This window comes from Paenibacillus sp. FSL R5-0701, from assembly GCF_037973995.1.
GTDB lineage: Bacteria > Bacillota > Bacilli > Paenibacillales > Paenibacillaceae > Paenibacillus.
Map to the genome: position 1 here is coordinate 5,336,623 of NZ_CP150230.1, position 16,526 is coordinate 5,353,148.

A 16,526-nucleotide genomic window follows, 5' to 3' on the forward strand; every position below is an offset into this window, starting at 1 on the left:
ACTCCATTTCTATCTTCATTCCATCTTCTCGGTACTGAAAACCAGACTTTTTGAACACGTATTTATAGTTAAATTATAAACACCGTGACTCGTCCTTGAATACCCTTCTGGCGGCATACAAAAAAAACGAAAAATCCGGTCATTGAATGACGGGATGATCGCCTCTTTAGTAAGGAATGATGCTAATTTCACAAAAAAAGATCTACTGATCCGATCTTCATTTCACGATTGGTAGCCATATTTTGTGCCAAATCCATCGGCAATGCACAAAATCATGCCAAAAACATAACTTTAAGCTTTCCCGAACCTCCAGACGGACTAGTGGTAGCCTTAATGCAACCTGCCACTTACTCCATTAATCTCCTTTTATTTCATTGTCGTTCGGTATTAATTCATACAAGGTACGAACATCACAACCGATGGAATCGGCGATCGATATGGCAATTTTGAGTGGCATCACTCTTTTGTTTTCAATAAAGTCGTAAACTCGTTCCGGTTTAAAAAGTAAGTCTTTTGCCAACCATTCTGCTGACTTTCCGGATTCCATCAATCGTTCACTCAGTAAGCAACGTCCTAGTTCAAATTTCAAGAAGCGATGACCTCCCGCATAAGATAATATTTAACCTTAAGCGTGGTCCATTGCCAGCATGAATATACTCTTATGGGTAAATCCAAGCTGATTTCCGCTCTATTTTTTGCGTAACAGGTAGACCAGCTTCCGATAATACATCGCCGCTTCCTTGTATTTCCGCTGATCCTCCGATACTACGGCCATCCCCTCATATAACGGCTCAAGCCGCATGACATGCTGCGCGGACTCAAAATAAGGCAGACACGCAAGCGCACGTTCCATGAAAACATCCCGATCTCCATGCGCAAGAGCCAGATGGCTCTGGTAGAAGGTTGCGCTCATCTGCTGGTCCTGTGTTGTTGCACATTTCAAGAGTTGATCTACACTCTGCGCGAGCACGCCCCAGTTCTTCCGTGCCAGAGCCACTTCGCATCGATACACACTGACGAGCGGCTGCATGGCGATCTGTGTTTCTTCCGTTTCCTGCTGCAATAACGATTCAAATCGTTCAATCTCCGCCTGTGCCTGATCCAGTTCACCTGTCATCGTCAGCATGACAATCCGATTGTTGGCAATCGCCGTCACCAGATCTCCCTGGTTGCCAGCATACACGAGGTTTGCCTCCGCCATGGTTAATGCCGAGAGTGCCTCCTGAACCAGCCCCATTGCGAAGCAATAACCACTATATGCCACATATAACCCAGACAACCGATGGAACATCCGCTGATCATAGACATGACGCATCGTAAGCTCGAATACCTGTTTTGCCTCTTCATACTGTTTGACCTGAATGTAGGCTTCCATCTTGATATTTTGCACAGACAACCAGAATTCACTGCCAGGAAGCGCCAGCTTACTGAGCCTGGTTGCATGAGTTAGTACATCCACAAAAGCCATTTTGGAACGATAATATTGTATTTTATAGAATAAAAGTGCCTTGACTAACGGACGCGGCAGATCAATATCGTCTGGACGACCGTATTTCTCCAGGTGAAAATTGAGGTAAGACGTATGTATATACTCATGAGCCGTTGCATCGTTTAATTGCTGATAATAAACCGCCTTCATCAAGGCCGTTGTCAGCTCAACGGTCAACGTGTCATCCCGATCTGCCAGTGCATGCACCGTATCTTCGGATATCGCCGACGCTGGAACAGACATTTGTTCGAAAACGACCTCTGCCCGTTCAATTGTTTCCTCGTCCTGAGCCGCAGCTTTTAGAATATAGGAAGGGGATACCCCAAGACGCCCAGCGATGGCTTCTGCCAAGTCCTCAGGTAGAGGATAACGATCCGCCAGGATATTGGCAAAGTGGGCCTGCGTGACCAGACCTTCCACAAGGTCTTTACGGGAGATTTGTTTTCTTTTGCTTAGCAGTTCAATGCGTTCCTTCAGCATGGTATCCCTGTCCTTTCTATCCTAACAAGCGAGTACATTCTATTCACATCATCGCAAAATTAGAGATATCACGCCACCCTTCCAGCGAAATCAAACGAAACGGTTTCCGTTTCCGAGGTAATTGTTTTACAATAAGAAAGTATGTGTAAGAGCATTTTATCGAAATGCTGAAACATGAGCTGAATATGAAAGGATGCAAATAAATGATTATTAAACCAAGAACACGTGGTTTTATTTGTACCACTTCCCATCCTGTAGGTTGCGCTGCGCAAGTGCAGGAACAGATTGATTATGTGAAATCCCAGCCTGAGCTGAAAGGACCGCGTAATGTGCTCGTGATCGGTGCTTCCACCGGATACGGTCTCGCGTCACGTGTTGTTTCTGCCTTTGGAGCTGGAGCGAATACAGTCGGCATTTATCGTCCAAGCAGTTCCACAGAGAAACGTACGGCTTCTGCAGGCTGGTACAACTCCGCTGCATTCGAAAAAGCCGCTGAAGAAGCAGGCCTGAAATCGTACAGCGTTACAGGTGATGCATTTGCAAACGAAACACGAGACAAAGCCGTTGAACTGATTCGCAGTGAACTCGGTCAAGTCGATCTGGTCGTATACAGCGTAGCCTCGGCACGCCGTACCGATCCGAACACGGGTGAAGTATTCAACTCTGTGCTGAAGCCTATCGGACAATCCTACACGAACAAAACGGTGAACTTCCACACAGGCGAAATTAGCTCCGTTACCCTTGAACCGGCAAACGAAGAGGAAATTCGTCAGACGGTAACCGTTATGGGCGGAGACGATTGGGAACTATGGATGGATGCCCTGCAACAAGGCGGCGTGCTTGCTGACGATGCAACAACGATCGCTTTCTCTTACATCGGTCCTGAACTTACCCATGCTATTTATCGTGATGGTTCCATCGGTCAAGCCAAGAATCATCTGGAAGCGACTGCACACAAGCTGAATGATCGTTTAAGTGAAAAAGGTGGACGTGCGTACTTAACTGTAGCCAAGGCGCTGGTGACTCAATCCAGTTCGGCAATTCCAGTCGTGCCGCTGTACATCTCAGCATTGTACAAAGTCATGAAAGAAAAAGGCTTGCATGAAGGATGCATCGAGCAATTGCAACGTCTGTTCGCTGATCGCCTGTATGCGGGAGGAGAAGTTCCAACCGATGCAGAAGGTCGCATTCGCATTGACGATTGGGAGATGAGAGCTGACGTTCAGGAAGAAGTGGCGAAGCTCTGGAATGAGTTGACCACAGAGAACATCTACGATCTGTCCGATTTGGAAGGTTACCGTCGTGAATTCTTCCAGCTGTTTGGTTTTGAAACCGATGGTGTGGATTATGAAGCAGACGTTGATCCAAACGTTGAAATGCCTCATCTGGTGAACTAAAGAAGTTTGGGCGTGGACGTGAGCTTAGATTTTCGTTAGCTAACTTGCGGATATCATGTTAAAGATCGGATTTTAAAATCAATGAAGGAGGAGCCATCTGGATCCTCTTTTTTTGCCCTTTTAAAATCACTCATCAATTCCAATTTCCTTATCCATACATTCTTTCGTATTTCCCCGAATCAAATCGATTTAAGCAGCTTTTTCAGCTCTTTTGGTATCGTCTTCTCGATAGTAATAGAACGTGCTCCATGCATGGACGCAAAGAATTGAAGCCCCTCCCGAAAATCCGTGATCCATTCCTCCACAGGTGGAGCAGTCTCTTCCATCGATAACAAACGAACGGTAAGTACTCCCGTTTTGCGATCAAGTCTTGGGTCCATACGTCCAATCAACCGATCACCGTGAAGAATAGGCATGGCATAATAACCGTAGGTTCTTTTCACCTCTGGCGTATAAATCTCCCATTTATAATGAAAATCGAATAAATCCACAATACGCTCTCTTCTCCATAACAGGTTGTCCAGCGGCGGCAAGAAACGGACCGGACCGGACGGATCATAGTGTGGCTCTTCCCTTTCCATGTGCAGCAGCAATTCCTCATCTTCAGCACGAATATAATAAGGCGTGGCCACGTCCTCCACCTTAAGCGGGATCATTCGCCCATCTGACACACGGGCAGCAATATCGGCGCGTCGTTCAGCCGCTGTAGATTTTAACCAACCCAGACGGGGATCACGGGCATCTACGACACGATACGCATAAATGTATTTATCCAGCAGAGCCTGTCTCTGGGCCAACACATCGATGTCTTCTTTCATCGTAAGTCCCTGTTGCTGCAATCCGGATTCGGTAATATGAAAATAACGTTCATTCCCCTGCCTCGCCACCACACGAATGACAGCGGAGTCCAACAGTAAATTCAGAGCAAGTGTGGTATCCTTTGTCTTTGGCACATCTGCACTGTCCCAATAACCACTTACCCTTTCAACAGCACGGAAGGCTCTGGAAGGTAAAGGTCCTTCTTCCTTCAAACGCTGTAACACATGCTGCACTGTTTTCTCTAAACCTTGCAAGGAGGGAGCCAGACGCTCCTTTAATCGAGCACGCACAGGTTCAAAGAGAGCATAGTCCTCGATTGGAATGACACAGGCAGCATTTGCAAAATATTCAAACACCTTGTGATCACTCAGCAGTGTATTTAAGCTGTCAGCAGTATAACCAGGGTCACGAGCCCCCAACACCAAATGCTGGTTTCCGGTTACAGCAGCCACAGGATCGATCTGCACGCAACCAAGGGAGCGAATCATACTCAAAACTTGGTCCGGTCCTGAAGGTAAGGAAACTGCGGGCCAACGTCCCAGTAAAGCTTGCGTTTGCAGCAAAAAACGCCGAACGATTTTTTTATTCATGCGCAGCGCTGTTGTCATATGTATAGGTTCTTCCCTTCATTCATATATACAAGGCTTTATAGTCCAATTTATCAAGATACATTGATTTTAACAGTCCACATGATTACTTTCCAACCAAAGAAAGAATTCAATGTCTTACTTATCCAGCAATCCGTTCCTTATGGACAAAATAAAAAGAAGCACCACCATCCTGGATGATCTGCTTCTTGTGTTTGACCTTTTGCAATTTTTCCTGCTTCGTAGGCATGAGCCGTACATGCTGGGATAACGCACCATAATCTCCGTTAACTCTTCGGCTCTGTTCCAAGCACCATTGACCTGACCGCTCTGCTTTGCGTAATGCTTTTTGTGTTTGTGTACGTGCCATAATGGATCACACACTCCTTTGGTTGATATACACTCAATATATCATGTGCAGCTACACAAGTGAAGGTGCTTCCTACTGGAATGGGCATATACATAATTAAGAAGGCTTCCACCGAGTACCTTAGCGGGATTGTCGCTTTCGCCGGGACTGCCACGTCTCGATTGGCTCATGATCATCTTCTTCGATCAGTTCCAATGCTTCGTCTACTCTTCTGGCTTTGAACAACAAAATTAACTCTATCAGTTCTTCCCGGTCCAGCAGCTTCACTCCATTAACCGCTGCAAGCGTACGACAGGCTTCGGTGTAACGGGCGGACGTTAATACAATCGACCGGTCGGCTTCATAATAACGCATCGATGTATATATCTCCTGCACAGCACTCAACCCTACGGCATGGTTCGCACCATATCGCTTCGCTTGTATAACACTTCGTCTGCCAAGTCTATCAACAAACACCAGATCTGCCCCGAAATCCCGGCTGCTCGTTGTCTTATGTACCTCATCGTACCCGAGCTCTTCGAATAAATGATAGAGATATAATTCAAATTCCGAACCATCCTCCATCTTGTCGATGTCCTTTATTGTAATCTTCCGAGGATTGGCTTCACTTCGGATCCGCTGCCCGCGCCCGATAACTCGCCGAATAATCCAGGCCAGCAGCAACAATAGGATGATACATCCAATGACCCATAGGGTCACATTTTCACTCCAGTTCATAAATTCTTCTCCTTGTGTCATTTCCTATATTCTATCCAACGTCTTACGCAGATACGGCTTGTCACCGCACTAAATATATCAGACTTCCACCTTCATCGAAAGAAGATGAATTCCCTGTAACCCTTATACTTCACGAAACATAGTGATTTCGACAAACCAATGATAAAAGGTTACAGTACGTTCGGTTGAATTCAGCTTGACTTTAATGGTAAAATTCAACAATCGGTTCTATTTGAACCGAAGAAGAAAGGTGGTTTATCACTTGCATACATTGACCAAACACAAGTCCAAAACATGGGCTGCCCTCATTCTGAGTGGCATGCTCCTCTTCACCATGAATACAACTGGTTACGCCGCTGCGTCAACCGAATCCATGCCGAAACCTGCGTGGACGTCATCTTCCCTGATGTTATCTGAGGCTAATACAGAGAAAGATGTCATGATCAAGGGAATCCATGCCGTGCCATCCAAAAATCTTGTATATGTGCATGCCTCGCAGCCCGTGACCAAAACAAGCAGCAAAACAACACTCGACTGGCAACTGGACTCTCTCCAAGCATTCGATGTTACGACTGGACAATTGAAGTGGAATACAATATTCCATGAGAAAAGTGGTCCTTATACCACCTACTCCGATTCGGTATATGCCAGCAACGGTACGGTTTATGTGTATATGGAATATTCGGACAAAACCAAAAAATTGTACTCATTCAATACATCCGGTAAAACCAACTGGATCAAAACGGTGAATTCACCTGCAAGCATATCCCTATTGGATAACGATACGCTGATGATTGCTTCAAGTCAGGGCGTACAATCGAATGGTTCAGTTCGCTCAGCCATCTCGTTATATGACAAAAAGGGCAAGCTGATTACCGAGAAGACCATTAACGGTAGCGTGCTTAAGGCTGATCATGGTCGAATTGTGGTGGATGCCAGTAAACAAACCAAGGTAGGCAACTTCTGGCAGCAAGCTGCAAATCCCAAAGTGGAGATCTATGATCGTACGTTGAATCGTCTGTCCTTCTACCAATTCCCTGCCAATGCAAATACATTAGGAGATGGCGGCGGTGAATCCCTGGCCATTCTGGATGATGGTTCCATCATTATGCGCGCCAATTTGGAGAACACAGGTAACCGACTGATGGGCTTTGGCGTCGATGGCAAGCTTGCTTGGGGACGTGCCATTGCTGGTGATGCCTACATTCAGACGGCTGGCAACGGTTATACAGTCTTTACAGGGCAGAAGCTGGAATTGTACACGATGAAAGGCAAAGTGACTGAGCGTACATTCAAGGACGCACAGCCTGCACTTATGCGTGTGGACCAGACGCAGGATGGACAGTACCAGCTTGATTTTGCCAAAACAGGATACATTCTTGATCCACAGAAGCTGGAAGACGTGCATATCTACACTACCAGTGCCTCGGTTCCTTCATTAGAAGGTGTCTCTACCTATGTCGATGATGTCATCTATTCCATGAACAATGAGACATTGTCCAAATATGTATTAAAGGCTGCTGCAAAATAATGAACAGAGCGCTTCTGTATGACCGCCTAAACGGTTGACAGGGCGCTCTTTTATTTCAAATTCCCCTGGCTCCCCTTACTTGTCATTTCTTCTCATCCTGTTATACTATTAACGTTCTCTTGCTTCACCCTAATCTTGATAGGCAAAGGAGCTTAACCTTCCTATGATTATTCAGTTCATTCGATACAGATAACTTGGGGCATAGCCATAAACCTCTTTTTTTGAATTTCGTGCAGAGGTTTATTTGTTGTGCCCTTTTCTTCAGTTATCCAAATCTGAATGAATGGGGTGTTATTCCATGTCAGTCCATCGCAGAGAACGCAGCGCTGCGCTTATTAATCCATACATCCATATGTTGAACTGTCCCATCTGTCATAGCCCTATGGCAACCATTAACTCAGGGAGCATTCAATGTGTGTCCAGGCATAGCTTTGATTTTGCAAGACAAGGCTATATCAATTTCATGACACGTTTTTTCAAGGGCAACTATGACAAACGTTTATTTACAGCCAAAAGGAATATCTTATCGGAAACCGGTATTTATGCTCCTCTGACCGAAGTACTACGCAGGTGGATCGCACGTTATTCCGTTGACATCAACTATCCCGTGCATATTCTGGATGCAGGCACAGGAGAGGGAACATTTCTCCAGCAGATTACGCAGAATACTCCAGCCGTTGGCTGGGGCATCGACATTGCCAAAGAAGGCATTGCCATGGCTTCCTCTGCCTACAACCAGCAAATTTGGTTTGTCGGCGATCTGGCATGCAGTCCGTTTGCAGAAGGTCAACTGGACATCATCCTGAATATATTTTCTCCTTCCAACTATGAAGAATTTGGACGAATTCTGAAGGATGGGGGATGGATCATCAAAGTCATCCCCCGTGAACGATATTTAATTGAACTGAGAGAAATGCTGTTCATGAATCGACCTGATCGAGCAGACGGCCGGGAACTTACGCTGGACCGATTCCGCAAACATCATCATCTCATCGCCAGCATTCCACTGACCTACACGCTGCCCGTCACCGCAAGCATGCTGGATTCACTCGTCCATATGACACCACTTTCCTGGCATCGGTCGGGATCATCCCTGGTGAGCATTCAAGCTTCCTTGTCGAAGATTACCATTGACGTAGAAATACTGGTGGGAACGAACAATTAGATAACCGTTATGGCTGATTTCAGCCGCCATACAGCCAAAAAGCCGGGAAAGTTCCAACTGGAACTTTCCCGGCTTTTCATGTGATCTGATGCATTATCTCCAATTCTCGTCTATAAATTCGTCCCGTCCGGATAAAGCACGGTCTTCCTTATAATGTTTTTCGTTTTTCTTGTGGTAATCCTGATGATAGTCTTCAGCCGGATAGAAAATAGCTGCATCCCGAATTTCCGTAACAATCGGTTGAGTGAATCGTCCGCTGGCTGCCAGTTCCTGTTTGGACTGTTCAGCAAGCTCACGTTGACGTTCATTATGCACAAAGATTGCCGTACGGTACTGTGTCCCCCGATCCTGGAACTGGCCTCCGTCATCCGTGGGATCAATCTGCGGCCAATATAGCTCCAGCAGTCGTTCATAAGGGAATACATCTGGATCAAATGTAATTTCAACCACTTCGACATGACCGGTCTCCCCGGTTTTGACCTGCTCATATGTTGGATTCTCGACGTGGCCGCCAGCATAACCTGATATAATGCCATGAATGCCCGGTTGTTCTTCAAACGGTGTAACCATACACCAGAAACATCCGCCGGCGAATGTAGCTTTTTCCATTCCGTTCATCCCCTCTTATCTAAACTACCTTTTACACGTACCACTCCGATGACAGAACAACTTTCTGATCGCTGTTATCCCCAGATTTTTTATATTTGGCTTTACAAGGAGAAAATCTGGTGATAAAGGCGAGTGTATGCTTTCGAAGCAGCTTTCTTACAGAAAGCTTTTAGCTCCGCTTCTTCAGGTTATTTCTGTCCTCTACGTTCTCGTGTAAATGTTTAGTCCAATTTATATAGATAGCTATCACGCATATCTTTATATATTTTAAAACAACAAGAGGTTGATTGAAAGCCATGGTTATGGCTCTTAATCAACCTCTTCATTGGCAATGCATTTAGCTGACAACTAGTTCAAGAAATTATCTTGATTAAGTTACCCGCGACTACGTCCCATCGAACGGAAGATCAAGCTTACGATGGCTACAAGAACGATCGCACCAATCAATGCAGGTACAATGTAAAATCCGCCCATCTCAGGACCCATATCTCCCAAGATTACTCCACCTAACCATCCACCGATGAAACCAGCAATGATGTTACCAATAACACCACCTGGAATGTCACGACCAACGATCAAACCTGCCAACCATCCAATGATACCACCGATAATTAATGACCATAACCAACCCATATCATTCACCTCTAATTAAAGTTTTTGTTGTTGTCTGTCTACTATTAACCGCTACAGAAGCATTTAAACAATTGGCATAAAAATTTTTGCATATTACCTTTTGTCCCCATGCATCTTCCTCTGCAAAACGAACCTTGGTCAGGTATGGAAACAGATCGCATTACTTTCCGGCATCTCACCAGCTCAGGGCTGCGTTATGTACCTCCCGAAAGTCATTGTATGTTAGAGCAGACAAGGTTAGTATCACCAATTGAGGTAGGATTATTTATAAAAGTGCGTCATATTATAGGATGGATGGGTTAGTTCTGATCAATAAAAGCCTGCACGGCCCTTACCTGGCTGCGCCAGCCAAGTATGTTTATGACTCTTGTCCAGCTCTCCACGCATCGACTGAATGACTTTCACTATGTCTGTCTGTCCATTCTGATGCCATTCCAGCGCAGCGCTCACATACAACTCACCTAGCTGTGCAAGAGAAAACGTGTCGGTCAGGCGGGCTGCTTCTATCGTGCCTTCTTCACCCGCAAATACGGTGAAGCCTCGTTGGCGCAAATATTGCAGGCGCAGCGCTTCATCTGGCAACGGAATTTCATAAGCCCGGTCGAACCGTCCAGCACGGTTCATGAGACCAGGATCTATTTTCTCCGGATAATTCGTTGTCCCAATCAGGAAAATGCCTTCTTTCGACGTAGCACCATCCAGTGTATTCAGGAAAAAGGAACGGACTTCATCCGGCATCGAATCGATGTCCTCAATGATCAGTACCATCGGTGCCAACCGCTTGGCAGCCTCGAACACTTCACGCACCGATTCACTGTTGGTATACTCCGTAATCTGCCAATACGCAGCCGGGCCCGGGATACTTCCCGCAATGGATTTTACCAATGTGGTCTTGCCATTCCCCGGATGCCCATACAATAGAATGCCTCTTTTGTACGGGATATCATAATCCCTGTAAAAAGAACGATCCGCTTCGAAAAATTGATCCAGCGAGCGGAAAATATCCTGCTTGATCTGTGCCGAGAGAACAACATCCTCTCGTCCCACGGAACGAGTGATGGATTCCACATGACGATCGCTGCCATTCCGGGCATCGGTGTAGACCGTTACTTTTTTCATATTTTGCTGACGTTCCCGTTCCCGGACACTTCCCAGAAATTGCTTCATCTCCTCATCACCGATGGCAAAGACAAAGTCTTCACTGTAGATCCCGTTATCTCGGAAAAATGGCACCCGCACAAGTGCTACGCCCCATTTCGGATAAGCAAATACGTTATTGCGAATGGAGTAATGAACACCATAAGTGGGTATATCTCCATCATCGTCGTAATGCAACGTCTGAAGCTCCAGATCCTCGAATATACGGGCTACCAATTCCACTTCGTCACTGCCATTTTGCAAGTCTTCCCGGAGTAACTCCCAGTATTCATTGTTCGGGTCAGAACTGGCATAAAGCTTGTACTCAACTCCATAGCGCTTATGGAGCGCCTCACTGATTCCACGAATCAGCCTTGAATAGATGGCGTATCCTTCCACTCGAATTCGGGTATCATGTTGTTCGTCATAGGTATAGATCGCTTGAGTTGGATCTGTTTGTTTTTCGCTTATTGTCATTATTTCGCTCCCTTTACCGCTACAAGCGGTTTGCATTTGGCTACAACTTGAGCCAGGCCTGCGCCGGTAACACTGTCTATAATTTCATCTACATTTTTATAAGCCTGAGGTGATTCATCAATAATGGATTCAAGTGAGCGTTGGTTTACCACGATCTCATCTTCTGTACCCACACCCAGTGCCGTAGCAAAATCTTCCACGCTAATCAATCGTTTTGTTGCCGTCCGTGAACGGATTCGACCCGCACCGTGACATATTGAATAATAATTATCAGCACCCTGCGGCTGACCTACCATGATATATGAAGCAGTTCCCATGGAACCGGGAATAAGCGCGGGATGCCCTGTTGCCAGATAAGGCTTTGGATTGTCCGGGTGACCTGCCGGCAACGCACGTGTCGCCCCTTTGCGATGTACAAAAACGGAACCTTGGTCTGCGTGAGATTCCTCCCAGGCATAGTTGTGCATCAGATCGTATAACGTACGAAATTCACATTTGGAGCCAAACACATCCCGGAATGCTTCGCGAATAGCATACGCAATCAGATGACGATTGACAACAGCGTAATTCAATGCAGAATACATCATGTTCACATAATGACGACCTTCCGCATGCTCAAGTGGGGCAAATACCAGTCTGGGATCGGATGTACCCAGGTTAAGCCGCTGCATGACTTTGGCAATCGCTGAAGAACTCGTCTGGCTTACATAACCACCCCATGCACGAGAGCCGGAATGAATCATGACCACGACCTGTCCATCATACAATCCCCAAGCTTCGGCGATTTCACGATTCTCTTCAGCGATCTCAATTGCCTGGATCTCGGCAAAATGATTCCCCCCACCCAGTGTTCCGAGCTGACGATGCGAACGATGCCATGTCATGTCAGGAACGTGGTTTAACACATCCTCATCGTAACTGAACTTGCTGCTTTCCACATGTGTCATCGCTGTTGATTTTTTCGGTGTATAGCTGTCTGGAATATACTTTTTGGGTAAACCATGCAGTCCTTTACGAACAATATGCTCCAATCTGATATCCGATTAATGACCTCGCTGGTTCGCCTCCATCGGCAAAACTTTCTCAATGGCCTTGACGAGTTTGCGACGGAGCTTGATGTCTTTCAATTCGTCCTTGTGCAAGTTTGTCATATGCACTCGCATGCCACAGCCGATGTCACTGCCCACGATGGAGGGAGAGACGTATCCGCTGTGCGCATCCCACACGGCTGTCGTTCCGATGCATGTACCTACACCGACGTGTACGTCTGGCGTGTAACTCATATAAGAGATTCCCGGAATCTGCAGATTATTGTTTGCCATCTCGAATACCTTGTAATCGAGCGAGGAGAAGAGCTGTTGCGCCGCATATACGGTTAGGTCGCCTGCAGGCAATTTTACTTCATGCCGGTAGCCGCCTGCGATTTCATCTGGATTAGTAAATAAATTAAATTCTGTATTCATAAAAGTGTATTATTCCTTCCTGTACGTTCAGCAAATTCGGTTTGCTGACTCATCTGTAAAATAAAAATAAAAAAAGCCATAGGCTAATCGCCCATGACTTCTACTGAATGACAATAACGGAGAACAGAACAGCATAAACATGTTGTGTGTCTGTCATCCATCGCTATAATATAAGCGAAGAACGCATATCGATTATAAACCTGTTAAACGATATGCCTATCCCCTATGTCGACCGTATGAGGCCAATGAAACGATGAGCCGGATATGCTATTGTGTCTACGTTGCGCCCTGTTTGAATCAAATCATAACCAAGCATCATGTCTCTCGGCCTCCCTTCGTTAATGTTAGTCTTATATTAAGGGGACTAGAATTCATGTGTCAACCCTTTTCTTGGAAATTGGACCCGGTTGCATTTTTCATATGTATACAAAAACAGGAGATTGTCCTAGGACAATCTCCTGTTTTCCAAATAATAATGATGTTGTTAGCGTAACATGATTATTATAGACCTGCTTGTTTTTCCAACTCTTCAACCGGATTCTCGTCTTCTTTTTCAGGAACTTTGGAAGACAGGAACCAACCACATACCGCAATGGTGATCAGTACAATATAGAATCCGAATTTCCAAATTTTATTTTCCGGGAAATGCTCATCCAGAACACCCAATGAAGGGTGTGCGAGTGTAATAACTGCCAGCTTAACCCCTACCCAACCTACGATCACAAAGGCAGCAACTTCAAGCCCTGGACGGGAATGAAGCAATTTCACAAAGTATGAAGCTGCAAAACGCATGATCACAAGCCCGATGAATCCACCGAGGAAGATAACGATAAACTGTCCACCGTCAAGTCCGCCAATTGCAGGCAATCCACTTGGTGGCAACGCCACGGCCAAAGCAACAGCAGCCAGAATGGAATCAACTGCAAATGCGATATCCGCTACTTCGACCTTGAAAACGGTCATCCAGAAACCGGATTGTTTTTTCGGTTTCTTAGGCGTGGAATCAGCTGCTTCATCTGTTTTATTGCGACTACCCAGTATCTTTTTAACGATATGGTTAATCGAAATATACAGGAGATACAGGGCACCGATCGCTTGTACCTGCCATACATCGACGAGGAAAGAGATCAGGAACAACGAACCTAAACGGAAAACAAATGCACCCATCAGACCATAGAACAACGCTTTTTTGCGCTTATCTTCAGGCAAGTGTTTAACCATGATTGCGAGTACCAATGCATTATCCGCTGCGAGTAATCCTTCAAGGACCACTAAGACAGCAAGCACCCACCCATATTCTAATAATAATGAAACATCCAACATTGACTCCTCCTTAATATTCTTATGATGTACAAAAAAAAGGACCTTTACCATCACTGGTAAGGTCCTTTTATATCCACAAAAAGAGACCTTTACCGAGCATGAAAACTTGGTAAAGGTCTCGCTAACAACAAAATTGCTGCCAATAAAGCCGGGGATATGATCCCGAACTGACGACTTTACTGTAAAAGCTACTCCCCTTTAACAGGAATATGTAGTTTTAGTTGGAACGGGTTGTTTAACCTGTACTCATCATATTTCATAACGTTAAATAAAGTCAAGCTTTATTTAGTTGACGATACAGCTTACGGAATACGACAACATCGTAAATCATATTTCCCAGTGGAATGAAAGAAACAAAAAACAGAGCAATTGGACGGCGCAGACGCCATTTCTGTGAGGTGTACATACTCACCATAAATAACAAGTACATTAAAAATAAAAAACCGTATAGATTTCCAAACCATGTGACAGCCTGCGGCATAACCCCGGCATCTCTCAATGGAAAAGCAACAAACAGTAACAACACGTACGAAATGCCCTGCAACCACAACAACAGCCGGAAGCGCCCCAGCGTAGAATGTAACATTATTTTCCTCCTGCTTTTATACATGTAACGAATTCAATTGTTCCCGTACAGTATATCACAAAAGCTGAATATCTCGCTTAAATGCCATGCAGCAGATTATTCCTGCACGCTTTATAGGTGGTTCACCTACCATTTCGCAGGAGCCAAATGCTTTAACTTCTCATAAGATATATGACGAAGATTGTTACAGATGTCGGACAAGGAGGAGCCGGATCATGAAAATAGCTATGGTTGCACCCGAGAAATTGCCTTTGCCCGGTAATGGTTCCGTGGAAATCTGTATCCTGGGCATCGCTCGTGAACTAGCCCATCGCCATCAGGTGACCATTATAAGTCGTCAAATGCAAGGTCTCGCCGCCACAGAACAGATCGATGGGATCACCATTCAACGTGTCCCTGCAACGAGCCCTGTCATGTACACCAAAGCAGTCATACGTCTGTTATCCCAACAACCCTTTGATGTAATTCAAGTGGATAACAGGCCACGAAGTATGGCTACCATCAAACGAGCTTTTCCAACCACACCTGTTGTACTCTATCTTCACTCGTTAACGTTTGCTCAGCCTGGGCCTTCCAAACTCACATTGATGAAAAAAGCTGATTGGATTGCCGTCAACAGTCATTCCCTGAGACAAAGGTTAAGCCGCAGATTTCCCTTGGTAAAACACCGGATGAGTGTTGTTCCATTGGGTGCAGATCTAAGCCGCTTCAGACCTGTTGAATCCAGCGAAGAACAGATTCATCTGCGTACACAATATGGAGTAAATAAACCATTCTCTATTCTCTATGTCGGCAGACTGATCCCTGGAAAAGGGGTAGACGTATTAATTCGTGCAACTGCCCTCCTTCAGCAACAGATGCCTGTTCAACTGGTTGTTGCAGGCAAAGGACCTCCGTATTACATGCGTAAACTTCGCGAACTTGCTCAAAAACAAAAAGTCCATGTTTCCTTCCGTGGTCAGATAAACCATGAGCATATCGATCAGTTGTATCGGGCAGTCGATTGTCTGGTCTGTCCGTCTCAAGAACATGAAGCTTTTGGCCTGGTTAATGTTGAGGCGATGGCTTCAGGATTACCCGTCATTGCTTCGGATAACGGAGGTATTCGTGAAATTATTGAATCAGGTATCAATGGATACCTTGTCACCGCTTATAAGCGTCCCCAACGTTTCGCCTCTTACCTGTACACACTTGCAAGCAATCCCACTTTTGCGGAGAAGTTAGGGAAGGCTGGCCGAGACAGCGCAAGGGCACATTTCAGTTGGGCAAGAACAGCCATGCATCTGGAAGCGACCTATACCAGGCTCATCCGTAAATGAGCCTTCTTCTGTTGCGATGATCAAGCTTTCTCACGAAATTGCCATCCCTTAATCAAAGAATCCATCTGCGGAACAGGAATGTGACTCATCTCAATTAACTCCATAATAACCATATCTCTCATCATGAATCGTACTTTAGCACACGTTAGTTGATGAAATACATCGTAGAATGCAGTCCCGGTCCAACATCCATGTGGTACGACCAGCGGATCATTAACGATATAACCTACGGCTCCAATCGGGGGAATAACAACCTTAATCGCTTGATGATCCAACCGATTATCTGGATCTTTGACGAGATACACGGTATCCCCCACATGTAAAGCTTGTACGCCATGGTAGTGGTCCATCCCATACATAGCTGCGAATAATTTGGTGCTCATATTACCTGCTCCTTTTCCTGTATTTCTCCATGATTGAAATT

15 protein-coding genes and 1 pseudogene are annotated in these 16,526 nt (G+C 45.5%); 4 read left to right on the forward strand and 12 right to left on the reverse strand.

The window, feature by feature from the left end; genetic code table 11:
• Nucleotides 1–355: 355 nt before the first annotated feature.
• Entirely contained in the window at nt 356–589 is a 234-nt protein-coding gene (locus MKZ13_RS23600) for a transcriptional regulator (RefSeq protein ID WP_076329132.1), read from the reverse strand.
• A 99-nt stretch (nt 590–688) separates the two neighbouring features.
• On the reverse strand, nt 689–1,969 hold the full coding sequence (locus MKZ13_RS23605; RefSeq protein WP_339178685.1) for an XRE family transcriptional regulator: 1,281 nt from the start codon (nt 1,967–1,969) through the stop codon (nt 689–691).
• 203 nt (nt 1,970–2,172) lie between these two features.
• Here MKZ13_RS23605 and fabV point away from each other — a divergent pair, with 203 nt between their 5' ends.
• Nucleotides 2,173–3,366, forward strand: coding sequence for an enoyl-ACP reductase FabV (gene fabV / locus MKZ13_RS23610; RefSeq protein WP_339178688.1), 1,194 nt, complete (start codon nt 2,173–2,175; stop codon nt 3,364–3,366).
• 179 nt (nt 3,367–3,545) lie between these two features.
• Here the strand turns inward: fabV and MKZ13_RS23615 are convergent, their stop codons facing one another.
• The 3 genes from MKZ13_RS23615 to MKZ13_RS23625 form a co-directional block, all read right to left on the reverse strand.
• Complete coding sequence (locus MKZ13_RS23615; RefSeq protein ID WP_339178689.1) at nt 3,546–4,775, reverse strand: crosslink repair DNA glycosylase YcaQ family protein; 1,230 nt, start codon at nt 4,773–4,775, stop codon at nt 3,546–3,548.
• Nucleotides 4,776–4,914: 139 nt separating this feature from the next.
• On the reverse strand, nt 4,915–5,142 hold the full coding sequence (locus MKZ13_RS23620; RefSeq protein WP_339178692.1) for a hypothetical protein: 228 nt from the start codon (nt 5,140–5,142) through the stop codon (nt 4,915–4,917).
• Nucleotides 5,143–5,262: 120 nt separating this feature from the next.
• Nucleotides 5,263–5,859, reverse strand: coding sequence for a restriction endonuclease (locus tag MKZ13_RS23625; RefSeq protein WP_339178694.1), 597 nt, complete (start codon nt 5,857–5,859; stop codon nt 5,263–5,265).
• A 271-nt stretch (nt 5,860–6,130) separates the two neighbouring features.
• On the opposite strand from MKZ13_RS23625, the gene MKZ13_RS23630 reads away from it, so the two are divergent.
• Nucleotides 6,131–7,390, forward strand: coding sequence for a hypothetical protein (locus tag MKZ13_RS23630; protein WP_339178697.1), 1,260 nt, complete (start codon nt 6,131–6,133; stop codon nt 7,388–7,390).
• Between the two features lie 352 nt (nt 7,391–7,742).
• Nucleotides 7,743–8,555: a putative RNA methyltransferase gene (locus MKZ13_RS23635; RefSeq protein WP_339185445.1), complete on the forward strand. Its 813-nt coding sequence runs from the start codon at nt 7,743–7,745 to the stop codon at nt 8,553–8,555.
• Nucleotides 8,556–8,648: 93 nt separating this feature from the next.
• On the opposite strand, the gene msrA is transcribed toward MKZ13_RS23635, so the two are convergent.
• The 6 genes and pseudogenes from msrA to MKZ13_RS23665 all read right to left on the reverse strand — a co-directional run bounded on the left by msrA (nt 8,649) and on the right by MKZ13_RS23665 (nt 14,783).
• Entirely contained in the window at nt 8,649–9,164 is a 516-nt protein-coding gene (msrA, locus tag MKZ13_RS23640; RefSeq protein ID WP_221824692.1) for a peptide-methionine (S)-S-oxide reductase MsrA, read from the reverse strand.
• A 375-nt stretch (nt 9,165–9,539) separates the two neighbouring features.
• Nucleotides 9,540–9,797 carry a GlsB/YeaQ/YmgE family stress response membrane protein gene (locus MKZ13_RS23645; RefSeq protein ID WP_017686880.1) on the reverse strand — a complete coding sequence of 86 codons (258 nt, stop codon included), beginning with the start codon at nt 9,795–9,797 and terminating at the stop codon, nt 9,540–9,542.
• 309 nt (nt 9,798–10,106) lie between these two features.
• Entirely contained in the window at nt 10,107–11,411 is a 1,305-nt protein-coding gene (locus MKZ13_RS23650) for an AAA family ATPase (RefSeq protein WP_221824693.1), read from the reverse strand.
• Nucleotides 11,411–12,874: pseudogene (locus MKZ13_RS23655) on the reverse strand (RtcB family protein). The gene MKZ13_RS23650 and the pseudogene MKZ13_RS23655 overlap by 1 nt, the downstream one beginning before the upstream one ends.
• A 501-nt stretch (nt 12,875–13,375) precedes the next feature.
• Nucleotides 13,376–14,194: a TerC family protein gene (locus tag MKZ13_RS23660; RefSeq protein WP_076212577.1), complete on the reverse strand. Its 819-nt coding sequence runs from the start codon at nt 14,192–14,194 to the stop codon at nt 13,376–13,378.
• A 277-nt stretch (nt 14,195–14,471) separates the two neighbouring features.
• Nucleotides 14,472–14,783 carry a DUF3817 domain-containing protein gene (locus MKZ13_RS23665; RefSeq protein WP_339178700.1) on the reverse strand — a complete coding sequence of 104 codons (312 nt, stop codon included), beginning with the start codon at nt 14,781–14,783 and terminating at the stop codon, nt 14,472–14,474.
• A gap of 215 nt (nt 14,784–14,998) precedes the next feature.
• Here MKZ13_RS23665 and MKZ13_RS23670 point away from each other — a divergent pair, with 215 nt between their 5' ends.
• Complete coding sequence (locus tag MKZ13_RS23670) at nt 14,999–16,102, forward strand: glycosyltransferase family 4 protein (RefSeq protein WP_339178702.1); 1,104 nt, start codon at nt 14,999–15,001, stop codon at nt 16,100–16,102.
• Nucleotides 16,103–16,122: 20 nt separating this feature from the next.
• Here the strand turns inward: MKZ13_RS23670 and MKZ13_RS23675 are convergent, their stop codons facing one another.
• Nucleotides 16,123–16,485 (reverse strand): HIRAN domain-containing protein, encoded by a 363-nt coding sequence (locus MKZ13_RS23675; RefSeq protein ID WP_237176987.1) that lies wholly within the window; start codon nt 16,483–16,485, stop codon nt 16,123–16,125.
• Nucleotides 16,486–16,526 lie beyond the last annotated feature (41 nt).

Excerpts from the sequence above, each read along its gene's own strand:
- MKZ13_RS23620 (WP_339178692.1), bottom strand. The coding sequence starts at position 5,142 with ATGGCACGTACACAAACACAAAAAGCATTACGCAAAGCAGAGCGGTCA.
- msrA (WP_221824692.1), bottom strand. The coding sequence starts at position 9,164 with ATGGAAAAAGCTACATTCGCCGGCGGATGTTTCTGGTGTATGGTTACA.
- MKZ13_RS23665 (WP_339178700.1), bottom strand. The coding sequence starts at position 14,783 with ATGTTACATTCTACGCTGGGGCGCTTCCGGCTGTTGTTGTGGTTGCAG.
- MKZ13_RS23635 (WP_339185445.1), top strand. The coding sequence starts at position 7,743 with ATGTTGAACTGTCCCATCTGTCATAGCCCTATGGCAACCATTAACTCA.
- MKZ13_RS23615 (WP_339178689.1), bottom strand. The coding sequence starts at position 4,775 with ATGAATAAAAAAATCGTTCGGCGTTTTTTGCTGCAAACGCAAGCTTTA.
- MKZ13_RS23650 (WP_221824693.1), bottom strand. The coding sequence starts at position 11,411 with ATGACAATAAGCGAAAAACAAACAGATCCAACTCAAGCGATCTATACC.
- MKZ13_RS23670 (WP_339178702.1), top strand. The coding sequence starts at position 14,999 with ATGAAAATAGCTATGGTTGCACCCGAGAAATTGCCTTTGCCCGGTAAT.
- MKZ13_RS23605 (WP_339178685.1), bottom strand. The coding sequence starts at position 1,969 with ATGCTGAAGGAACGCATTGAACTGCTAAGCAAAAGAAAACAAATCTCC.
- MKZ13_RS23625 (WP_339178694.1), bottom strand. The coding sequence starts at position 5,859 with ATGAACTGGAGTGAAAATGTGACCCTATGGGTCATTGGATGTATCATC.
- fabV (WP_339178688.1), top strand. The coding sequence starts at position 2,173 with ATGATTATTAAACCAAGAACACGTGGTTTTATTTGTACCACTTCCCAT.
- MKZ13_RS23675 (WP_237176987.1), bottom strand. The coding sequence starts at position 16,485 with ATGAGCACCAAATTATTCGCAGCTATGTATGGGATGGACCACTACCAT.
- MKZ13_RS23645 (WP_017686880.1), bottom strand. The coding sequence starts at position 9,797 with ATGGGTTGGTTATGGTCATTAATTATCGGTGGTATCATTGGATGGTTG.